The organism is Stenotrophomonas sp. JC08 (assembly GCF_052180205.1).
Classification (GTDB): Bacteria; Pseudomonadota; Gammaproteobacteria; order Xanthomonadales; family Xanthomonadaceae; genus Stenotrophomonas.
The window spans coordinates 2,280,502-2,298,512 of sequence record NZ_CP197473.1; the positions used below are offsets into that span (position 1 = coordinate 2,280,502).

Annotated in this window: 14 protein-coding genes; 8 read left to right on the forward strand and 6 right to left on the reverse strand. The window is 65.7% G+C overall.

Annotated elements, in window-relative coordinates; all coding sequences use genetic code 11:
• The first annotated feature begins 100 nt into the window (after positions 1–100).
• Genes ACSBPQ_RS10495 through ACSBPQ_RS10505 form a run of 3 tightly spaced genes read left to right on the forward strand, consistent with a single transcriptional unit; the run spans position 101 to position 2,139 of the window.
• Complete coding sequence (locus tag ACSBPQ_RS10495; protein ID WP_442682096.1) at positions 101–511, forward strand: HvfA family oxazolone/thioamide-modified RiPP metallophore; 411 nt, start codon at positions 101–103, stop codon at positions 509–511.
• 46 nt (positions 512–557) lie between these two features.
• Complete coding sequence (locus ACSBPQ_RS10500; RefSeq protein ID WP_442682097.1) at positions 558–1,373, forward strand: HvfB family MNIO-type RiPP peptide maturase; 816 nt, start codon at positions 558–560, stop codon at positions 1,371–1,373.
• Positions 1,366–2,139 carry an HvfC family RiPP maturation protein gene (locus ACSBPQ_RS10505; RefSeq protein WP_442682098.1) on the forward strand — a complete coding sequence of 258 codons (774 nt, stop codon included), beginning with the start codon at positions 1,366–1,368 and terminating at the stop codon, positions 2,137–2,139. Before ACSBPQ_RS10500 ends, ACSBPQ_RS10505 begins: the two co-directional genes overlap by 8 nt.
• A gap of 112 nt (positions 2,140–2,251) precedes the next feature.
• On the opposite strand, the gene ACSBPQ_RS10510 is transcribed toward ACSBPQ_RS10505, so the two are convergent.
• A complete protein-coding gene (locus tag ACSBPQ_RS10510) occupies positions 2,252–3,136 on the reverse strand; it encodes an acyltransferase (RefSeq protein WP_442682099.1) in 885 nt (294 codons plus the stop codon).
• A gap of 211 nt (positions 3,137–3,347) precedes the next feature.
• On the opposite strand from ACSBPQ_RS10510, the gene ACSBPQ_RS10515 reads away from it, so the two are divergent.
• Together ACSBPQ_RS10515 and ACSBPQ_RS10520 are read left to right on the forward strand one after the other, a co-directional pair.
• Positions 3,348–4,223, forward strand: coding sequence for a diguanylate cyclase domain-containing protein (locus ACSBPQ_RS10515; protein WP_442682100.1), 876 nt, complete (start codon positions 3,348–3,350; stop codon positions 4,221–4,223).
• Between the two features lie 292 nt (positions 4,224–4,515).
• Positions 4,516–4,767 (forward strand): hypothetical protein, encoded by a 252-nt coding sequence (locus tag ACSBPQ_RS10520; RefSeq protein ID WP_442682101.1) that lies wholly within the window; start codon positions 4,516–4,518, stop codon positions 4,765–4,767.
• Positions 4,768–4,881: 114 nt separating this feature from the next.
• Here the strand turns inward: ACSBPQ_RS10520 and ACSBPQ_RS10525 are convergent, their stop codons facing one another.
• From ACSBPQ_RS10525 to trmY, 3 genes are all read right to left on the reverse strand, one after another.
• Positions 4,882–5,928 (reverse strand): S66 peptidase family protein, encoded by a 1,047-nt coding sequence (locus ACSBPQ_RS10525; RefSeq protein ID WP_442682102.1) that lies wholly within the window; start codon positions 5,926–5,928, stop codon positions 4,882–4,884.
• Positions 5,929–6,010: 82 nt separating this feature from the next.
• The gene (locus ACSBPQ_RS10530) at positions 6,011–7,153 is read right to left on the reverse strand and encodes an NAD-dependent epimerase/dehydratase family protein (RefSeq protein WP_442682103.1); all 1,143 of its coding nucleotides are present in this window, start codon (positions 7,151–7,153) and stop codon (positions 6,011–6,013) included.
• A 137-nt stretch (positions 7,154–7,290) separates the two neighbouring features.
• Positions 7,291–7,884: a tRNA (pseudouridine(54)-N(1))-methyltransferase TrmY gene (gene trmY, locus ACSBPQ_RS10535; RefSeq protein WP_442682104.1), complete on the reverse strand. Its 594-nt coding sequence runs from the start codon at positions 7,882–7,884 to the stop codon at positions 7,291–7,293.
• A gap of 223 nt (positions 7,885–8,107) precedes the next feature.
• Here trmY and ACSBPQ_RS10540 point away from each other — a divergent pair, with 223 nt between their 5' ends.
• Positions 8,108–9,127: an IS30 family transposase gene (locus ACSBPQ_RS10540; protein WP_407585290.1), complete on the forward strand. Its 1,020-nt coding sequence runs from the start codon at positions 8,108–8,110 to the stop codon at positions 9,125–9,127.
• A 680-nt stretch (positions 9,128–9,807) separates the two neighbouring features.
• Complete coding sequence (locus ACSBPQ_RS10545) at positions 9,808–10,023, forward strand: hypothetical protein (protein WP_442682105.1); 216 nt, start codon at positions 9,808–9,810, stop codon at positions 10,021–10,023.
• An 85-nt stretch (positions 10,024–10,108) separates the two neighbouring features.
• On the opposite strand, the gene ACSBPQ_RS10550 is transcribed toward ACSBPQ_RS10545, so the two are convergent.
• Complete coding sequence (locus ACSBPQ_RS10550) at positions 10,109–13,672, reverse strand: methylmalonyl-CoA mutase family protein (protein ID WP_442682106.1); 3,564 nt, start codon at positions 13,670–13,672, stop codon at positions 10,109–10,111.
• Positions 13,673–13,952: 280 nt separating this feature from the next.
• On the opposite strand from ACSBPQ_RS10550, the gene ACSBPQ_RS10555 reads away from it, so the two are divergent.
• On the forward strand, positions 13,953–15,050 hold the full coding sequence (locus tag ACSBPQ_RS10555; RefSeq protein ID WP_442682107.1) for a Glu/Leu/Phe/Val dehydrogenase dimerization domain-containing protein: 1,098 nt from the start codon (positions 13,953–13,955) through the stop codon (positions 15,048–15,050).
• A 67-nt stretch (positions 15,051–15,117) separates the two neighbouring features.
• Here ACSBPQ_RS10555 and ACSBPQ_RS10560 read toward each other — a convergent pair whose 3' ends face one another.
• The gene (locus ACSBPQ_RS10560; protein WP_442682108.1) at positions 15,118–17,940 is read right to left on the reverse strand and encodes a S8 family serine peptidase; all 2,823 of its coding nucleotides are present in this window, start codon (positions 17,938–17,940) and stop codon (positions 15,118–15,120) included.
• Positions 17,941–18,011 lie beyond the last annotated feature (71 nt).

Consider the following 18,011-nt stretch of genomic DNA (forward strand, 5'->3'; position numbering starts at 1 on the left):
CGCCGTTCCCGTATGCGTGCGCGGAAAACCACGCCGACCTGCATGGATGCTTGCTACTCTCCGCTCTCCCCCGGCCCACCCCTTTCCGGAGAGCGCAGACATGGCCATCGACATCCGCAAAACCACTTCCCTTGCCCTCGGTGCCGCCCTGATCGGCGGCCTGGCCTCGGCTCCGGCCTTCGCCATCAACGATCTGGCTCAGGGCTACGCGCTCGGCGCCACCGTGCAGACCCCGCCGACCACCGAGCAGGCCACCACTGAAGACGCGAAGACCGACGACGCCCACGCCAAGCACAGCGCCGAGGGCAAGTGTGGCGAAGGCAAGTGCGGCGCCAGCGAAAACAAGACCGACGACGCCAAGACCCATGCCGAAGGCAAGTGTGGCGAGGGCAAGTGCGGCGCCAGCAAGGACACGTCTGCCGACGCCAAGGCCGCAGACAAGGCCGCCGGCGAAGCCAAGGCCCAGGCCGAAGGCAAGTGTGGCGAGGGCAAGTGTGGCGGCAACCACTGAGTCACCCGCCTCCACTCCGCACTGGCCGGTTCCGGCCGGTGCAGGGTTGGGTCTGCGACGTTCATTGCTGGACGCCCTGCTGGCGGCACCGGCCGATGCGTTTGATTTCCTCGAATGTGCGCCGGACAACTGGATCGGCGTCGGTGGCCGGCTGGGCGAGGCGCTGGCCGAGCTGTCGCAACGGCATCCGCTGAGCTGCCACGGCCTGTCGCTGTCACTGGGTGGCCCGGCACCACTGGATGTGGACTTCCTCACCCGTACCCGCGGCTTTCTCGACCGGCACCGCGTGGCGATGTACAGCGAGCACCTGAGCTGGTGCAGCGATGGCGGCCACCTGTACGAACTGCTGCCGCTGCCGTTCACCGCAGAAGCCGTGCAGCACGTCGCCGCGCGCATCCGCCAGACCCAGGACATCCTCGGTCGCCGCATCGCGGTGGAGAACGCCTCCTACTACGCCGTGCCCGCCGCCGACATGGATGAGGCCGGCTTCATCAACGCGGTGCTGGAAGAAGCCGACTGCGACCTGCTGCTGGATGTGAACAACGTCTACGTCAACGCCATCAACCACGGCTATGACGCGCGGGAGTTCCTCGCCCGGCTGCCATCGGCACGCATTGCCAGCTACCACGTCGCCGGTCATCACGACGAAGCCGTCGACCTGAAGATCGACACCCACGGCATGCCGGTCAAGGACGATGTGTGGTCACTGCTGGCGCACACCTACGCACGGCATGGCGTGCGCCCGACCCTGCTGGAGCGCGACTTCAATTTCCCGCCACTGGCCGAGCTGCTGGCCGAAGTCGGGCAGATCCGCCAACTGCAGCAGGCTGCCGTTCCGGTGACGGCTTCCGCCCATGGCTGAGTCCCTGCGCGAGCTGCAGTTGCACTTCGCCGCCCACCTGCGTGATCCGCAGCAGCAGCCGGCACCGGCGCGGATCGATGCGCGCCGCCTGCAGGTCTATCGCGAGCTGTACTTCAACAATATCCAGAGCCTGCTGGCAGCCAACTTCCCGGTCATCGCCCGCACGCTGGGCGAGCAGCGCTGGCTGCCGCTGGTGCGCGCGTTCTGCCGCGAGCACCGCGCGCGCTCGCCGCTGTTCCCGGAGATCGGCCAGGAGTTCATCCATTTCCTCGATGCCCGGCCCACCGACAGCGGTGCCCCGTGGCTGCTGGAGCTGGCCCATTACGAATGGATCGAACTTGCCCTGCAGATCAGCGATGCACCGATGCCGCCGCATGACCCGGACGGCGACCTGCTCGCGGGCGGGCCGGTGCTTTCACCGTGGTGCCGGCCGCTGGCCTACCAGTGGCCGGTGCACCAGATCGGCCCGGACCACTGCCCCACCTCGCTCCCACCGCAGCCGACGTTGCTGCTGGCCCGGCGGCAGGCGGACGGCCGCATCGTCTTCTCCGAACTGTCACCGCTGCTGTACCGCCTGCTGGAGCGGCTGGAACTGCATCCCGAGCTGAGCGGCCACCAGCAGCTGCACGCACTGGCACAGGAGGCGCAGGTGCCGGCCGATGCCGCATTCCTGGCCAACGGCGGCGCCATGCTGCAGCAGCTGCGCGCGCGTGACTGCGTGCCGGGAACGCGCCTGGAAACCGCCGACGGACCACCACTGGCCTGATCAGCCGCCGCGTGGTGTCCACCGCCGCGACCAGCCGCCCTGCCACCCCCCATCCGACCCCGCAAACAACAAAGGCCCCTTCCGGGGCCTTTGTGCTGCCATCCGGCTGCGCTCAGTTGCGGGAGGCCAGCAACGCGCTGATGTCGGCGTCCTTCTGCAGCCACAGGCCGTTCATCCACTGCTGGAACTGCGCGCGGAAGCTGCGGTCGTCCTGGTAGTTGCCACCGATCAGCTCGGCCGGGATCGGATGCTGGCGGATCAGCACCTTGATCTCGGGCACGCGGTTGCCCATCAGATCCATCATCGAGGGGATGCCCTTGGGATAGACGATGGTCACATCCAGCAACGCGTTCAGACCCTTGCCCATCGCATCGAGCACGAACGCCACGCCACCGGACTTGGGCTTGAGCAGGTGCTGGAACGGCGAATTCTGCGCGGCGTGCTTTGTGGCGGTGAAACGCGTGCCCTCGACGAAGTTCATCACCGCCACCGGAATGCTCTGGAACTTCTCGCAGGCCTTGCGGGTGACTTCCATATCGCGCCGGCCCAGCTCCGGGTTCTTGGCGATCTGCTTGCGGGTGTAGCGGCCCATGAACGGGAAATCCAGCGCCCACCACGCCAACCCCAGCACCGGCACCCAGAACAGCGAACGCTTCAGGAAAAAGCGCAGCAGCGGAATGCGGCGGTTGAACACCTTCTGCAGCACCAGGATATCCACCCAGCTCTGGTGGTTGGCCAGCACCAGGTAGTGGCCGTCACGCAGCAGGTCGGCCTGGCCTTCCACGCTGAAGCGGGTGCCGGTGAACATCGCCATCATCGCGCTGTTCACCGAGACCCAGCTCTCGGCCAGACCGGTCAGCAACGGGTTGCAGGCCCGCCGCACCGGCGCGAACGGCAGCACCGCCTTGACCAGCGCCACCACGAACAGCGGCATGCAATGCAGCAGTGTATTGAGGACGATCAGCAGCAGAATAGGGACAACGCGCAACCACACCATTGGCAATACCGGAGCGACCCAGGGCCGAAAGAGCCACAGGGTAGCAAACCCGGCAGCGGCAATTGCCCGCAACCGGCCGGCGGTTGACCACGGCATGCCCGCCGCCCATCGCCAGCACACTCCCTGCCGGCCGCATCCCTTACAGTGGCGTTCCCCCGTGGCACCCGGTCATCCGTTCCCACCACTCCTGCGACCAGCCTTCCGACGTCCCATGCATTTCAAACTGCCACCCTCGGGCGAGATCCTGGACCTGCTCCCGGACGCGGTGTGCGTGGTGGCCCCCGATGGCCGCCTGCTGATGGTCAACGCCGCCTTCGAGAGCATTTTCGGCTACCGCCCCGACGAGGTCGTCGGCCGCCAGCTGCTGGAACTGGTGCATCCCGACGACCGCACCGCCACCGAACAGGCCGCGCGCGAAGTGATGGAAGGCCGCGCCCGGCAGAACTTCCGCAACCGCTACCTGTGCCGCGATGGCAGCGTGGTCGACATCCAGTGGTCGGCCAAATGGCTGCCGGAATACGGCATCCGCATCGGCGTGGGCCACGAGGTCACCGCCCTGCGCAATTTCGAGCGGCAGCTGGAACACCTGGCCAGCCACGATCCGCTGACCGGCCTGCCCAACCGCCACCACCTGCAGCGCGAGCTGGACAAGGCGCTGCTGCGCGCGGCCGAGGACAGCGAAGGGCTGGCCCTGCTGTATATCGATCTGGACGGTTTCAAGGACACCAATGACCGCCTCGGCCACCAGGCCGGCGACCAGCTGCTGTGCGAGGTGGCGCTGCAACTGCGCCAGGGCCTGCGACAGGGCGACCTGATCGCCCGCATCGGCGGGGACGAATTCATCGCGGTGCTGCCCGGTTGCGGCGACAGCGCCCTCGCCCTGGAAATCGCCCAGCTGCTGCGCGCGCAGCTGAGCGGCTGCGCCAGCCACATCGACGGCATCACCCGGGTCGACGCCAGCATCGGCGTAGCCTGTTTCCCGGCGGACGGCACCACCGTCGATGCCCTGCTGCGCCATGCCGACAGCGCCATGTATGCCACCAAGGCCGGCAAACGCTGCCGCAGTCTCCCCGGCCCGACGCCCTGAGCCGGCCAGACCGGCGAATTCAGGCGGAACGTCGCTGAAAATCCACGAAATCGGCGCATAGACGCCGGTTTCTTCGGAATTCATACAGAAATAACATCAAGTTCAGCCTCGTTCAGGCATCATGCCCGCACTTCCCGTCCATCCTTCACGCCGCCATCGTGGGCGCGTATGGGCGCAGTTCTCGCGCCACCCCGGGAAGTTCCGATCCCGGCAACACCCGCCTCACGGCGCCGTTGCCGTTCCGCCGGCAGGTCGACAGGCCCGCCAAGGCGCATCGTCAGAAGGAGATTCCATGCAACGCAAGGCCACCAAGGCACGTACCGCCTCGTCCCCGCAGATCAAGCGCACCAGCGCCGCCAGCAAGAACGTGAGCTTCGACATCACCAGCGAAAGCATCGCCGCCGATCTGGCCGCATTCCGCAAGCAGGGCGGGCGCATCGAGGTACTGGGCAACACGCCCCTGCGTGTGAACGTCACCGCCTTCCGCTCCAAGGGCAACACCCAGCGCAAGCAGGCCGCCGCCCAGACCGCCGTCAAGGCGTAAGTGGCGCGCCGGCATGACGGAAGCGGTTTCCGCCATGCCGCCAGACAGCAAAGAGCCCCGCCATGCGGGGCTCTTTGCATTCCACTCCATGCCCGGCAGGGCGCCGGCCATCCCTCAGCCGGCGGCCAGCACCGGCTCCAGCAGGCGGAAGCTGCCGGCATCGGCGTCCATTTCCACCTTGCCGCCGACCGGCACGATGAACTGCTCGCGGATGTGGCCGATCATCGCGCCGGTATAGGCCGGGATGTTCAGCGGCAGGATGTAGTCATCGAAGATCTGGTCCAGCGTCAGCGAGCCGTAGCCGTCGCCGGGTTTGCAGTCGTTGCAGTCACCGAAGATGAAACCGGCGATCTGGTCCAGCGCGCCCATCAGCTTCAAGGTGCTGAACATGCGGTCGATGCGGTACGGCGCTTCGCCCACATCCTCCAGGAACAGGATCTTGCCGCGGAAATCCGGCAGGTACGCCGAGCCGGCCAGCGCGGTCAGCACCGTCAGGTTGCCGCCGACCAGTTCGCCCTGCACCTTGCCACCGCGCAGCGTGACGGTGCGGTTCCTGCGCGGCACCAGTTCGTCGCCGGCGACGATGCTGTTGCGGTACTGCATCAGCTCGCGCTGGAAGAACAGCCGCTCGAACTGGTCGACGTTGAAGCGCGGCCAGCTGGCCGCGGCGATCGGCCCATGGAAAGTCACCAGCCCGGTCTTGGCCTGGATCGCGCAATGCAGCGCGGTGATGTCCGAATAGCCCAGCAGCACCTTCGGGTTGGCGCGGATGCGTTCGTAGTCCAGCAGCGGCAGCAGCCGCGCCGCGCCGGAGCCACCGCGCACACAGACAATCGCCTTGACCTGCCTGTCGCCGAACATGGCATTCAAGTCACCGGCCCGCCCGGCATCGGTCCCGGCCAGATGGCCGTAACGGTCGCCGTAGTGCGCGCCGGTCTTCACCTTGAAGCCCAGCGCCTCCATCGCCTCCCCTGCCAGTTGCAGGTTCAGCCGTTCGTTGCTGGCCCCGGACGGACTCACCAGCCCCACCGTGTCGCCCTTGTTCAAGGCCGGTGGCAGCAGCCGCCCGCGCGGTGTGGCCGCCGTCGCCCCCTGCATGCCCGTCAGCGGCAGCAACGCCCCTGCCAGTGCGGTAGCGCCAATGAAACGCCGTCTGTCCATCGTGTCGTTCTCTCCCAAGTCTTCGTCCAGCCTGCAACCGGCCGTACCGCGCAATATCGCATCCGCGCGCCGAACCTGCCTGTCACCCGGCCGCGCGTGCGTGCCAAAGCGTGAGCAGCTCGGCCTCCTTCTCACGGGTGATACCGGCATTCAACTTGGCCTGACGCTCGGCCGGCAGGCTGCCGAACCATGCCAGCAGATCGGCCACCGTGGTGGCCAGCGGGCGGAAGGTCAGCCCGGCGGCGATCGCACGGGCATTGCTCACCTGCCCGTAGCCGGCGTAGGGGTTGTCGCGCGGCGGCACCCAGATCGGCAGCCAGACCTTGTGTTCTTCCAGGAACGACATCGGCACATGGGTGAAGTCCACGCCACCGCCGGTGACCGCCTGACAGCCGCGCAGCATCGCCTCCATGCCCAGCGTGTAGTCCGGCCCGGCCGCATTGAAGGCGCCATAGGTGCCGTTCTCGGCCAACCGGATCATCCATTCGCCCAGATCGCGGCCATCGATGATCTGGATCGGATCGTCGCGCTCTCCCGGCACCAGCATCTCCCCGCCCTGCGCCACGCGCAGCGGCCAGTAGCTGAAGCGGTCGGTCTGGTCGCGCGGGCCGACGATGTAGGTGGGGCGCACGATGGTGGTGCGCTCGCCGAACTGCTTGAGCGCCTCGGCTTCACTCAACGCCTTCAACGGACCGAACAGGTTCTCCATGTCGGCCATCAGGCTTTCCTGCGTCTCGGCCATCGCATCCTTGCCGCTGTAGGGCGCCAGCGCGGCGTCCTCGGTGATGCCCGGCCTGCTGCCATCGGCATAGGCGGAGATGGAAGAAATAAACAGGTAATGGCCGAGATTGCCGCGCAGCACCTTGCCGGCATCGCGCACCCAGAACGGCACGCTGGTCGGGTTGTCGATGCACACGTCCCATTGCCGGCCCTTGAGCGCGGACAGGTCGCCGCTATTGCGATCCCCGTGCAGCTGCTCCACCTCGCCCGCCCACTCCGGCGAGGGCCGCTTGCCGCGGTTGAAAATGGTCACCTTGTGGCCGCGCGCCAGCGCGTAGTTGACCTGGAACGGCCCGGTGAACCCGGTGCCACCGAGGATCAGGATGCGCAGCGGCCGGGCGGCGCGCGTCACCGGTGCAGCGGAGTGTGCCAGCGCCGTTGCCGGCAATACGGTGGCAGCGGCGCCCAGGGCGCCAAGCTTGAGCAGATCACGACGGCTGGTCATCCAGACACTCCGGTGCAAGACGGGAAAAACCCACTCTCGCACCCAGACACCGTGCCACGCGCGTGACGAAAGTATCGGCGCCGCGCCGGTCCGCCACACCCCTCAGCGGCGCCCAGACCGGCCGGGCCAGGTGGATCTCAGCGCTGGTCCAGTGCGTGGTGGATCAGCACCACGCACTGCGAGGCGAACAGCATCGTCGCCCCCAGCGTGATCTTCTTGGCGCCCATCCGTTCCAGACTGGGGATGACCTTCTTCGGCATCGGGATGTGGTCGGTCAGCACGAAGCACGGCCTGTCGGCGAACACCTGCTCGCCAATCGGCGTGCCCTTCGGGTCCATCAGGAACAGCTGGTGGTCCGCCGCCAGCTCCTGCATCAGCCGCTCGAAGCTCAGCGTGCGCACCGTGACCCCGGATTCCACCGGCCGCTCCTGCTCCTTGCCCATGCCCTGCGACACATCCAGCGCCTTGGCCACCTTGCCCAGCAGCGCGGCCTCGTGGAAGCCGTTGAATTCGTGCATGGCATTGACCTCGAAGCGCACGGTGCGCGAGAAGTCCTGGGTGCTTTCCAGCACCAGATAGACCACCACATCGGCCCGGTGCGACTGCGCCACGAAGATCGCGTTCATCAGCGTGTGCGCCAGGATTTCGGTGTGCGCGTCCTGCCCCACCGAAGCCAGCAGTTTCTGGCGGTCGGTCGGCGCCGCCCGCGCCCGCATTACAAAAGTTCGCATGGGAAAGTGCTTGATCCGTGGTGATACGCGGCACCGCTGTGCCGCCGGCGCATTGTCGCGTGAAAGCACACCTGGAGCCATGTTGCAGACACCGGCACGACCGGCCACGTTGCCGGCCCGGAAATGGTGGCAGCCACTCCTCCACATCCCCGTGCCGTGCATTTGCGTCATCCGCCCATGCCGGAGTGAGAGAAGTGCAACGCCCCCATATCGGGCCGTTGCCATGTCCAGAACCTATCAACACCTGAGCCCTGAAGAACGGGCCGTAATCATGATCGAGCGCCAGAACGGCAGCAGTTTACGAGCGATCGGTCTGCGCCTTGGGCGATCGGCAGCCACTGTTTCGCGAGAGCTGCGGCGCTGCGATCAAGATGCGTACAACGCCAGCCAAGCCGCTCTGAGCTATCGCCGGCGCCGCAGCCGTTGCAGACCAATGAAACGGTTGGTGGCCGGAGGCAGGCTTTATCAATACGTCCACGACCACCTTGTCTACAGGCGCTGGTCACCGCAGCAGATTGCCGCCAAACTCCGCCAGATGCCTGAGTCCATCCGCCCTGGCCTTGTCAGCCACGAAACGATTTACGCGGCCATCTATGCCCAGCCACGCGGTGGACTCAAACAGGCCATGGTGGAAGCGCTCAGGCAAGCCAAGCCGACGCGCGGCCCGAGGCGCAAGCCGGCCGCAGCCAGGACCTTCGTCCCGGAAGAGCTGAGCATCAAGTACCGTCCCGAGGAAATTGAGCAGCGACTGCTGCCAGGCCACTGGGAGGGCGACCTGATCAAGGGCGCCTTCAACCGCTCGGCCGTGGGTGTATTGGTGGAGCGCAAGACACGCTTCGTCATCCTGTGTCGGATGAACGGCTGCACAGCAGCAGATGCACTGGAGGGCTTCAGCCGCCAGATGAAGAAACTGCCGGCCTTCCTACGTGAGAGCCTGACCTATGACCGCGGTAGCGAGTTGGCCTGTTTTGATGCCTTGAGTAAGCGGATGAACATGACTATCTGGTTCTGCGACCCGCATGCCCCTTGGCAGCGCGGCAGCAATGAAAACACCAATGGCCTGCTGCGCCAGTTCCTGCCAAAGGGAACGGATCTTTCGATAGCCAGTCAGACCCTGCTCAACGATATTGCACGCCTGCTCAATGGACGGCCACGTAAAACACTGGGCTGGAAAAGCCCGGAAGAAGCGATGGCCGAGGAGCTGGCGAAATTTTCATCACTCCGTGTTGCACTTGAATCTTGAGACCGCCCTCCAACCAGCCCTATGCTATCGAACATAGCGCTTTCGGCTATCGACACGCGACTATCTGAGATTTCTCGGCGATTCGACACTCGTCTTAGTCGATATGCAGACGATATCGTCTTTTCTGGAACAGGTGACTTTCCTCAGGGGTTACGTGCCGAGCTTGTGAACTTGCTAACCGATACGCCTTGGATGCTGTCGGAGGAAAAGACCGAATTCAATCAGCTTCCGGGGCGCTTGAAGGTTCACGGCGTGCTTGTCCACGGACCACAGATTCGACTGACTAAGCGATATCGAAACAAGCTGCGAGCGTACGCGCACTTGTCCAGCCAGGGACGCATTCGTGAGAATGATTTGCTGAGGGTAGCAGGCCATCTTAGGTACGGAAAACAAGTGCAAGAGGCTGCTGACTAGGCGTCCCGGCGGCCTATATTACTTATCTCAAATGAGCAAACCGCCAGGCTCCACCCTTCCCAAACTGCCTCACAATTACATTGCAGAGACAGATACTAAGACATGCCGTGACTTCCAGTGTATTGGCAGAACTATCCAATTGGATCACTGTTTGTTACGCAGGAAAACCTCAATTTGGCAACTGGCAATCTCCCTTCTCACGCAGTGAGACTGAAGGCTGACAGGATGGCGTCGCAGTACTCACCCATCGAACGGAGACTTGAGGCATGCCCTACTACTGCGTCAACAAGAACGTCCAGTCCAATGGTGATCACGAAGTCCACGATCTGACACCGGGGGCCTGCGGCCGCCTCCCATTGGCAAGCAATCAGCTTTCTCTCGGCTACCACCAGAACTGCGCTTCTGCCGTGCAGCAAGCCAAAGCCACCTACTGGCAATCAAACGGCTGCGCCTACTGCTGTCCCACCTGTCATAAAAGTTGACTTGTAACCATTGCAAGTGCAAAAAGAACAAAAGGCCCGCATCTGCGGGCCTTTTGTCTGTGCCTCGCTTGTTGATACAAGCAATTCACATATTCCGCCGATACTCCCCACCGACGTCATACAGCGCGTGGCTGATCTGGCCGAGGCTATGGGTTTTGACCGCTTCGATCAACGCCTCGAAGACGTTCTTACGGTCGCGGGCGGTCTTCTGCAGGTAGGCCAGGCCGTGGCCGTCGTGGATTTCAGCGACTGATTCGCCCTGCCCCACTTCGTGTGCGTGCGAGGTTTCGCCCTTGGGGGCTAGGGCGTTGCGGTTGTGCTGCCAGGTGCGCACGTTTTCGATCTGCTGGCCCTTTTCCTCTTCGGTGGAGCGGATCAGTTCGATCTCGGTGGCCACTTCGCCCGCGTGTTCCTTGGGCAGGAACATGTTGACGCCGACCAGCGGCAGGCTGCCGTCGTGCTTCTTGTGCTCGTAGTAGAGCGACTCTTCCTGGATCTTGCCGCGCTGGTACATGGTGTCCATGGCGCCGAGCACGCCGCCGCGCTCGCTGATGGCTTCGAACTCCTTGTAGACGGCTTCCTCAACGATATCGGTGAGCTTGTCGACGATGAAGCTGCCCTGCCACGGGTTCTCGCAGAAGTTCAGCCCCAGCTCCTTGTTGATGATCATCTGGATGGCGACGGCGCGGCGCACGCTCTCTTCGGTAGGCGTGGTGATGGCCTCGTCGTAGGCGTTGGTGTGCAGGCTGTTGCAGTTGTCGAACAGCGCATACAGCGCTTGCAAGGTGGTGCGGATGTCGTTGAACTGGATCTCCTGCGCGTGCAGGGAACGGCCGGAAGTCTGGATGTGGTACTTCATCATCTGGCTGCGTTCATTGGCGCCGTAGCGCTCACGCATGGCGCGTGCCCAGATGCGGCGGGCGACGCGGCCGATGACGGTGTATTCCGGATCCATGCCGTTGGAGAAGAAGAACGACAGGTTGGGCGCGAAGTCGTCGATGTTCATGCCACGGGCGAGGTAGTACTCGACGATGGTGAAACCGTTGGACAGGGTGAAAGCCAGCTGGCTGATCGGGTTCGCCCCGGCCTCGGCGATGTGATACCCGGAGATGGACACCGAGTAGAAGTTGCGCACCTTGTTATCGACAAAGTACTGCTGGATGTCGCCCATCATGCGCAGCGCGAACTCGGTGGAGAAGATGCAGGTGTTCTGCGCCTGGTCCTCCTTGAGGATGTCGGCCTGCACGGTGCCGCGCACGGTGGACAGGGTGTGCGCCTTGATGCGGGCGTAGGTATCAGCATCGACCAGTTGGTCGCCGGTAACGCCCAGCAGCGCCAGGCCCAGGCCGTTGTTGGTGGGCGGCAGTTCACCGTGGTACTGCGGGCGGGCGCGGCCTTCGAAGATGGTGGCGATCTTCGCCTCGGCCTCGGCCCAGCGCGCGGCATCTTCCTTCAGGTACAGCTCGACCTGCTGGTCGATGGCGGTGTTCATGAACATCGCCAGGATCATCGGCGCCGGGCCGTTGATGGTCATCGACACCGAGGTGGTAGGCGCGCACAGGTCGAAGCCGGAGTACAGCTTCTTCATGTCATCCAGGGTGGGGATGTTGACGCCGGAGTTGCCGATCTTGCCGTAGATGTCCGGGCGCGGCGCCGGGTCTTCGCCGTACAGGGTGACGGAATCGAAGGCGGTGGACAGGCGCGCGGCGGGCTGGCCGACGCTCAGGTAATGGAAGCGGCGGTTGGTGCGCTCGGGCGTGCCTTCGCCGGCGAACATGCGGATGGGGTCTTCGCCGCTGCGGCGGTACGGGTAGACGCCGCCGGTGTACGGATAGGAGCCGGGCAGGTTTTCCTTCTGCAGGAACACCAGCAGTTCGCCCCAGCTGCGGTAGGTGGGCGCGGCGATCTTGGGGATGAGCTGGTGCGACAGCGATTCGCGGTAGTTCTCCACGCGGATGGCCTTGCCGCGCACCTGGTATTCGGTGACTTCATCAGTGATGGATTTGAGCCGTGCCGGCCACTCGCGCAGCAGCCGCAGGGCGTCGGAATCGAGTGACTGCACCGCATCGTTGTAGCGCTGGCGCAGGGTGCGCAGGCTGGTATCGGCAGCGGCGTCGGTGAGCGCGTCGGCCGGGAACAGATCCAGTGCGGCCGGCAGTGCGGTATCGCCCAGTTCCTTGAGCGCCTGCCAGCAGCTCTGCGCACGCTCGGCGATTTCAGCCTGCGAGTCGATGCGGGCATTGATGCTGCGGCCCTGTTCGGCGATCTCGGCCAGATAACGCACGCGGCTGCCGGGGATCAGCACGGTGGCGCGCGGTTCCTTGAGCGTGGTGTCGATGTCGGGGTGGAAACCGGGGTCAGAGTCCGATTTTTCAGAAACAGGACCCTGACCCCGGTTTGTCTTTTCGTTCAACAGCCGGCACAGGTTGGCGAACATCCAGCTGATGCCCGGATCGTTGAACTGGCTGGCGATGGTCGGGTAGACCGGAACGTCTTCATCCTTCATGGCGAAGGCGACGCGGTTGCGCTTCCACTGCTTGCGCACGTCACGCAGCGCGTCTTCGGCGCCACGCTTGTCGAACTTGTTGAGCACCACCAGCTCGGCATAGTCGAGCATGTCGATCTTTTCCAGCTGGCTGGGCGCGCCGAAATCGCTGGTCATCACGTACATCGGGAAATCGACCAGATCGACGATTTCCGAATCGCTCTGGCCGATGCCGGCGGTTTCGACGATGACCAGATCGAGGTGCAGCGACTTCAGGAAACCGATGCAGTCGCGCAGCACGGTGTTGATGGCCGCGTGCTGGCGGCGGGTGGCCATCGAACGCATGTACACGCGCGGGCTGCGCAGCGAGTTCATGCGGATGCGATCGCCCAGCAGCGCGCCACCGGTGCGACGGCGGGTGGGATCGACCGAGATCACCGCGATGCGCATGGCCGGGAAGTTGGCCAGGAAGCGGTTGAGCAGTTCATCGGTGACCGAGGACTTGCCGGCGCCGCCGGTGCCGGTGATGCCGATGACCGGCGTCTTGCCGGACGCAAGCTGCCACTGCTTGCGCAGGTGCGCCAGCTCGGCCTCGCTGTAGTTGCCGTCTTCCAGCTGCGAGAGCACGCGGCCGATGCCGATCTCGTCGCCATTGGCCGGGGTGTCGTCCACCGCATCGCGGGCGTGGGCATCGCGCGCGCTACCGGCGCGGGCGACCACGTCTTCGATCATCTCCACCAGCCCCATCTTCATGCCGTCGTTGGGGTGGTAGATGCGCTCCACGCCATAGGCCTGCAGCTCGCGGATCTCCTCCGGGGTGATGGTGCCGCCACCGCCGCCGAACACCTTGATATGACCGGCGCCACGCTCCTTGAGCATGTCGACCATGTACTTGAAATATTCGACATGCCCGCCCTGATAGGACGAAAGCGCGATGGCGTCGGCGTCTTCCTGCAGCGCGGCGCGCACCACGTCCTCGACGCTGCGGTTGTGGCCCAGGTGGATCACTTCGGCGCCCTGCGCCTGGATCAGCCGGCGCATGATGTTGATCGCCGCGTCGTGGCCATCGAACAGGCTGGCGGCGGTGACGAAGCGCAGCGGCGTGCGGCTCGCATCGAGCATGGGGGGCTGGGCCTGCGGAACGTGGGGGGCGGGAGTACTCATGGGCCGTGCGACATCCTGTTTCTGATGAAACCGATCATAGAACCGGGGGGCCGGGAGGTCAGGTTGCAGCGCAGCGTGACCTTTGCGGTTTTTGCCGGGGGCCGCCCATCATGCGACGACCCCATCCCCGGCGCATGTAGACATTGGTGGAGAGGGAATGCTTTAGAATGGCGCCCTGCGACCGAGTCACTCACCCCGACGACGTCGCATTTTTGTTTTATGGGCCGCCATTTGGCTGCACGATCACGGACGTTGCCGCAACAGCGCAATCGGAGCTTCCATGCTTTTCGAAACCCTCGAGACTTCCGGCCACGAACAGGTCGTGTTCTGCCACAACCACGATGCCGGCCTGAAGGCGATCATCGCCATCCACGACACCACGCTGGGCCCGGCGCTGGGCGGCGTGCGCATGCGCCCGTATGCCAGCACCGACGATGCGCTGCGTGATGTGCTGCGGCTCAGCCGCACCATGACCTACAAGAACGCGCTGGCCGGCCTGAACGTGGGCGGCGGCAAGGCGGTGATCATCGGCGACCCGAAGCTCGACAAGAGCGAGGTGCTGCTGCGCGCGTTCGGCCGCCAGGTCGAGGCGCTGGGCGGGCGTTACATCACCGCCGAGGACGTGGGCACCGACGTCAACGACATGGAGAACATCTACCTGGAAACCGGTTTCGTCACCGGCGTGCACCAGGCCCATGGCGGCTCCGGCGACCCGGCCCCGTTCACCGCCTACGGCGCGCTGCAGGCGCTGATGGCGGCGATCAACCGCAAGTTCGGCCACGAGGAGATCGGCAAGGTCAGCATCGCCGTGCAGGGGCTGGGGCATATCGGCATGGAGCTGGTGAAGCTGCTGCGCGAGCGCGGCGCCAGGCTGTATGTGACCGACCTGGACCCGGTGCTGGTGCAACAGGCGGTGACCGAGTACGGCTGCGAGGCGGTCAAGCCCGATGCGATCTACGACGTGGCCGCCGACGTGTTCGCCCCGTGTGCGATGGAAGCGGCCATCGATATGGACACGCTGGAGCGGCTCAAGGCCAAGGTGATCTGCGGCACCGCCAACAACCAGCTGGTCAGCCACGCGGTGGGCGATGAGCTGTTCAAGCGCGACGTGCTGTGGGCACCGGACTACGCGGTCAATGCCGGCGGCGTGATGAACGTGGCGCTGGAGATCGACGGCTACAACCGCGAGCGGGCGATGCGGCAGATCCGCAGCATCTATCACAACCTCGGCAGGATCTTCGACCAGTCCGAGCGCGATGGCATCTCGCCGCAGCGCGCGGCCGACCGGATCGCCGAAGCCCGCATCGCCGCCATCGGCAGACTGAAGATGCCGATGGGCCGGGCCACCCCGCGCATGAACCGCCTGCGCGGCGAATAAGTCGGTTGGCGGATACGAAAAAGGCGGGCGATCTCTCGCCCGCCTTTTCATTGCCCGCAGCGCGGACTCAGAACGCCTGCTGGAAGCGCAGCGACAGCTGCCGGTAGTCACCACGTGAGCCGAAGCGCTGGTCATAGCCCAGCGACAACCGCGCATTGCGTGACAGCCAGCTGTCCAGCGACAGGCCGAACAGGCCACTGGAACCGGCCGGCTGCAATCCAGCCAGCGGCGCCCACGCATCCACACCGGTGAAGCCGGCCTGCAGGCTCAGGCCATCGGCCGACAATGCCTGCTGCCATTCGGCATAACCGTTGAGCGCGACACCCCGCCACTGGTACTGCCCGCGCACACCGGCCAGCGCCTGCGTGCGGGTGCTGTTCCAGTCATCGGCGCGAAGGCCGAAGCCGTAACCGCCCTGCTCGCGGAAACCGTCACCGGCGATGCGGGTGTAGTCGGCCCCCAGATAGGGCGTGAGCGATGCCGCGCCATGGCCGAGCCGGTAACCGGCCTCGACGCTGCCGGACAGGAAACTGCCGCCGTAGCGCGCACGTACCCCGGCACGCTCGCTGCCGAGCAGCAGCCCGCGCTCCAGCTCGCGCTGGTACTGGCCGAACCCGGCCTGGCCGAGCACGTAGGCATCACCGTTGCGCCAGCCGGCATAGAGCTGGCTCTGGGTCTGGCGGTCACGGCTGCGATCCTGTGCGATGCCGCCCACGAGATGGGCGCGGGTTTCACCGAAGGCGAAGCCGGCCACCGCATTGCCTCCCAGCGCCACCTCGCTGCCCAGCATCCAGCCACCGGCGTTGTAGCCGCTGCCGAGGAAGCCGCCCTGCCCGCCCGCGCCCAGCGAACGCATCCACGCCCCGCCGCTGCCGGCCACGCCCGCAGCCTCATCGAACCGGGACGACAGCGCGCGGCGGTTCATGTCGATGCTGTCGAAGGTCATCGCCGTGGCGGCGGCGTGGGCCTCGCCGGACAGGCTGCGCAAGGTGCCGGCCACGGCCTGTTCGCTGGGACTGCGCTGGATCGCGCCGGCACCGCGGATGAAGCCGTCGGCGATCACGCCACTGCCGCTGCCCTGCTGCGCATCGATCTTCCGGAAGGCCGATTCCACGCGCACCGCCGCCCCCAGTGCCTGCGGGGTGATGCTGCGCATCGACAACGCCGCGGCGCTGACATCCAGCCGGCTGATATCCAGCCACGCCTGATTGGCGCTGTAGCCCTGGGTGGCGGTCAGCAGCACGCCCGGCGCCGAGGTCAGCGCATCGAAGGTACCGCTCAGGCCGCCATCGGCGGTCAGCACATATTCGCGCGCCTGATGCACGTAGCCGTCGCGCACGCCGAGCACATGCAGGCCACCGCCCTGCAGCGTGGCCTTGCCCTTCACCAGCAGCTGGCCATAACCGATGGTCAGGTCCAGCCGGCCACCTGCCTGCTGGGTGTAGTCGCCTTCGACACGGAGGCCGCCCTGCGCCGCACCGGCGCTGTCGATCTCGACCTTGCCGGCATTGCTCAGGCTGGCGCCCAGCCATGGGGTGCCGGCCAGCCGGCCGTCGCTCTCGACCACGACGTTGGAATGATGCAGGTCACCGGCCACGGCCAGCGTGCCCTGCTGGATGCGGGTGGTGCCGGTGTAGTCCAGGTACAGGCCGGCATGCCCCAGCACCAGGGTGCCACCACCGCGCTTGATCAAGCCGCCACTGCCGGTGATGGCGTTGCTCCAGGTGGATTCACCGGCAAGATCGACGGTGACATCGCCCCAGTCGAACCTGGCCGGCCCCTTGACCGCCTTGCCGACGTTGAGCAGGCCGTAGCCGAACACCGCATCGGCTCCGGCATCGCCCAGATCGGTGGCAGTACCCAGCAGGGTCTGCCGCACCAGGTCGTTGTTGAAGTACGGGAACGCCTGCCACACCAGCGCTGCGGCACCGGACACCAGCGGCGCGGCATAGGAGGTGCCGCTGCCATAGAAATATTCCAGCTTGTCGGCGGTGCTGTCATGGCCGATGAACACCCCGGTGCCCGGCGCCACCAGACAGTAGTTCTTCGCCACGCCACAGGCGTTGGAGTAGCTGGCCAGCTGGTCCGGGTTGGCGGTGTCCAGCGCCGCCACCGCCAGCCAGCCACGCTCCAGATCGGCCGCCGGCAGCGTGCCATTCGGTCCGGCCTTGCTCGGCAGTGCCGCCATGTCGGTGGGGTTGGCGCGCGACTCGTTGCCGGTGGCAAACACCACCAGCCCATCGTGATTGGCGATGAAGGGACGGTACTCGGCGGCGATCGGCGCGGTGGCCGTGGGCCGGGTCCAGTACAGGCCGCCCCAGGAGTTGTTCATGATGCGCATGCCGGCGCTGATCAGGTCGTCATGGATCTGCGCCAGCCCCAGCGCGCCATCGACCTCGTTGCCCTGGCCGGAACCGTCATCGGTGGGCGGCTTGTCGGAGATGATGCGCGCCGAGACGATCTCCGCGCCCGGCGCGATGCCGCCCGGCCACTGCCCGGCCGCCGCTCCCGCCGCGAACTGCGCGACCGTGGTGCCATGGCCGTCCACGTCATCCACTGCCAGATTGTTCTTGCGCGGATCGACATAGCTGTAGTTGGCCATCACCCGCCCGGCAAGCGCCGGATGGTTGCGCATCACCCCCGAATCGATGATGCCGATACGGATGCCCGCCCCTGTCAGCCCCATCGCATGCGCGGCCTTGGCATTGGTCAGCGCCAGATGCGCGTCCACTGCCGGCTGCGGCGTCGGCGGGGGTGCGGGCGTGGGTGGCGGCGCTGTCGGCGGCGGGTCCGGCGGCGTGGATTTGGTCCCGCTGCCCGAACCACAGGCGCCCAGCGCCAGCGCCAGCGCGCTGGCCAACAGAGTGCGTCCCCAGACTTTTCCGTTCATTCCCTCTCCCCGTTTATCCAGATCACGGCGCCACCCGGTTCAGGTATCAACGCCGCCCGGCCACGCAATGG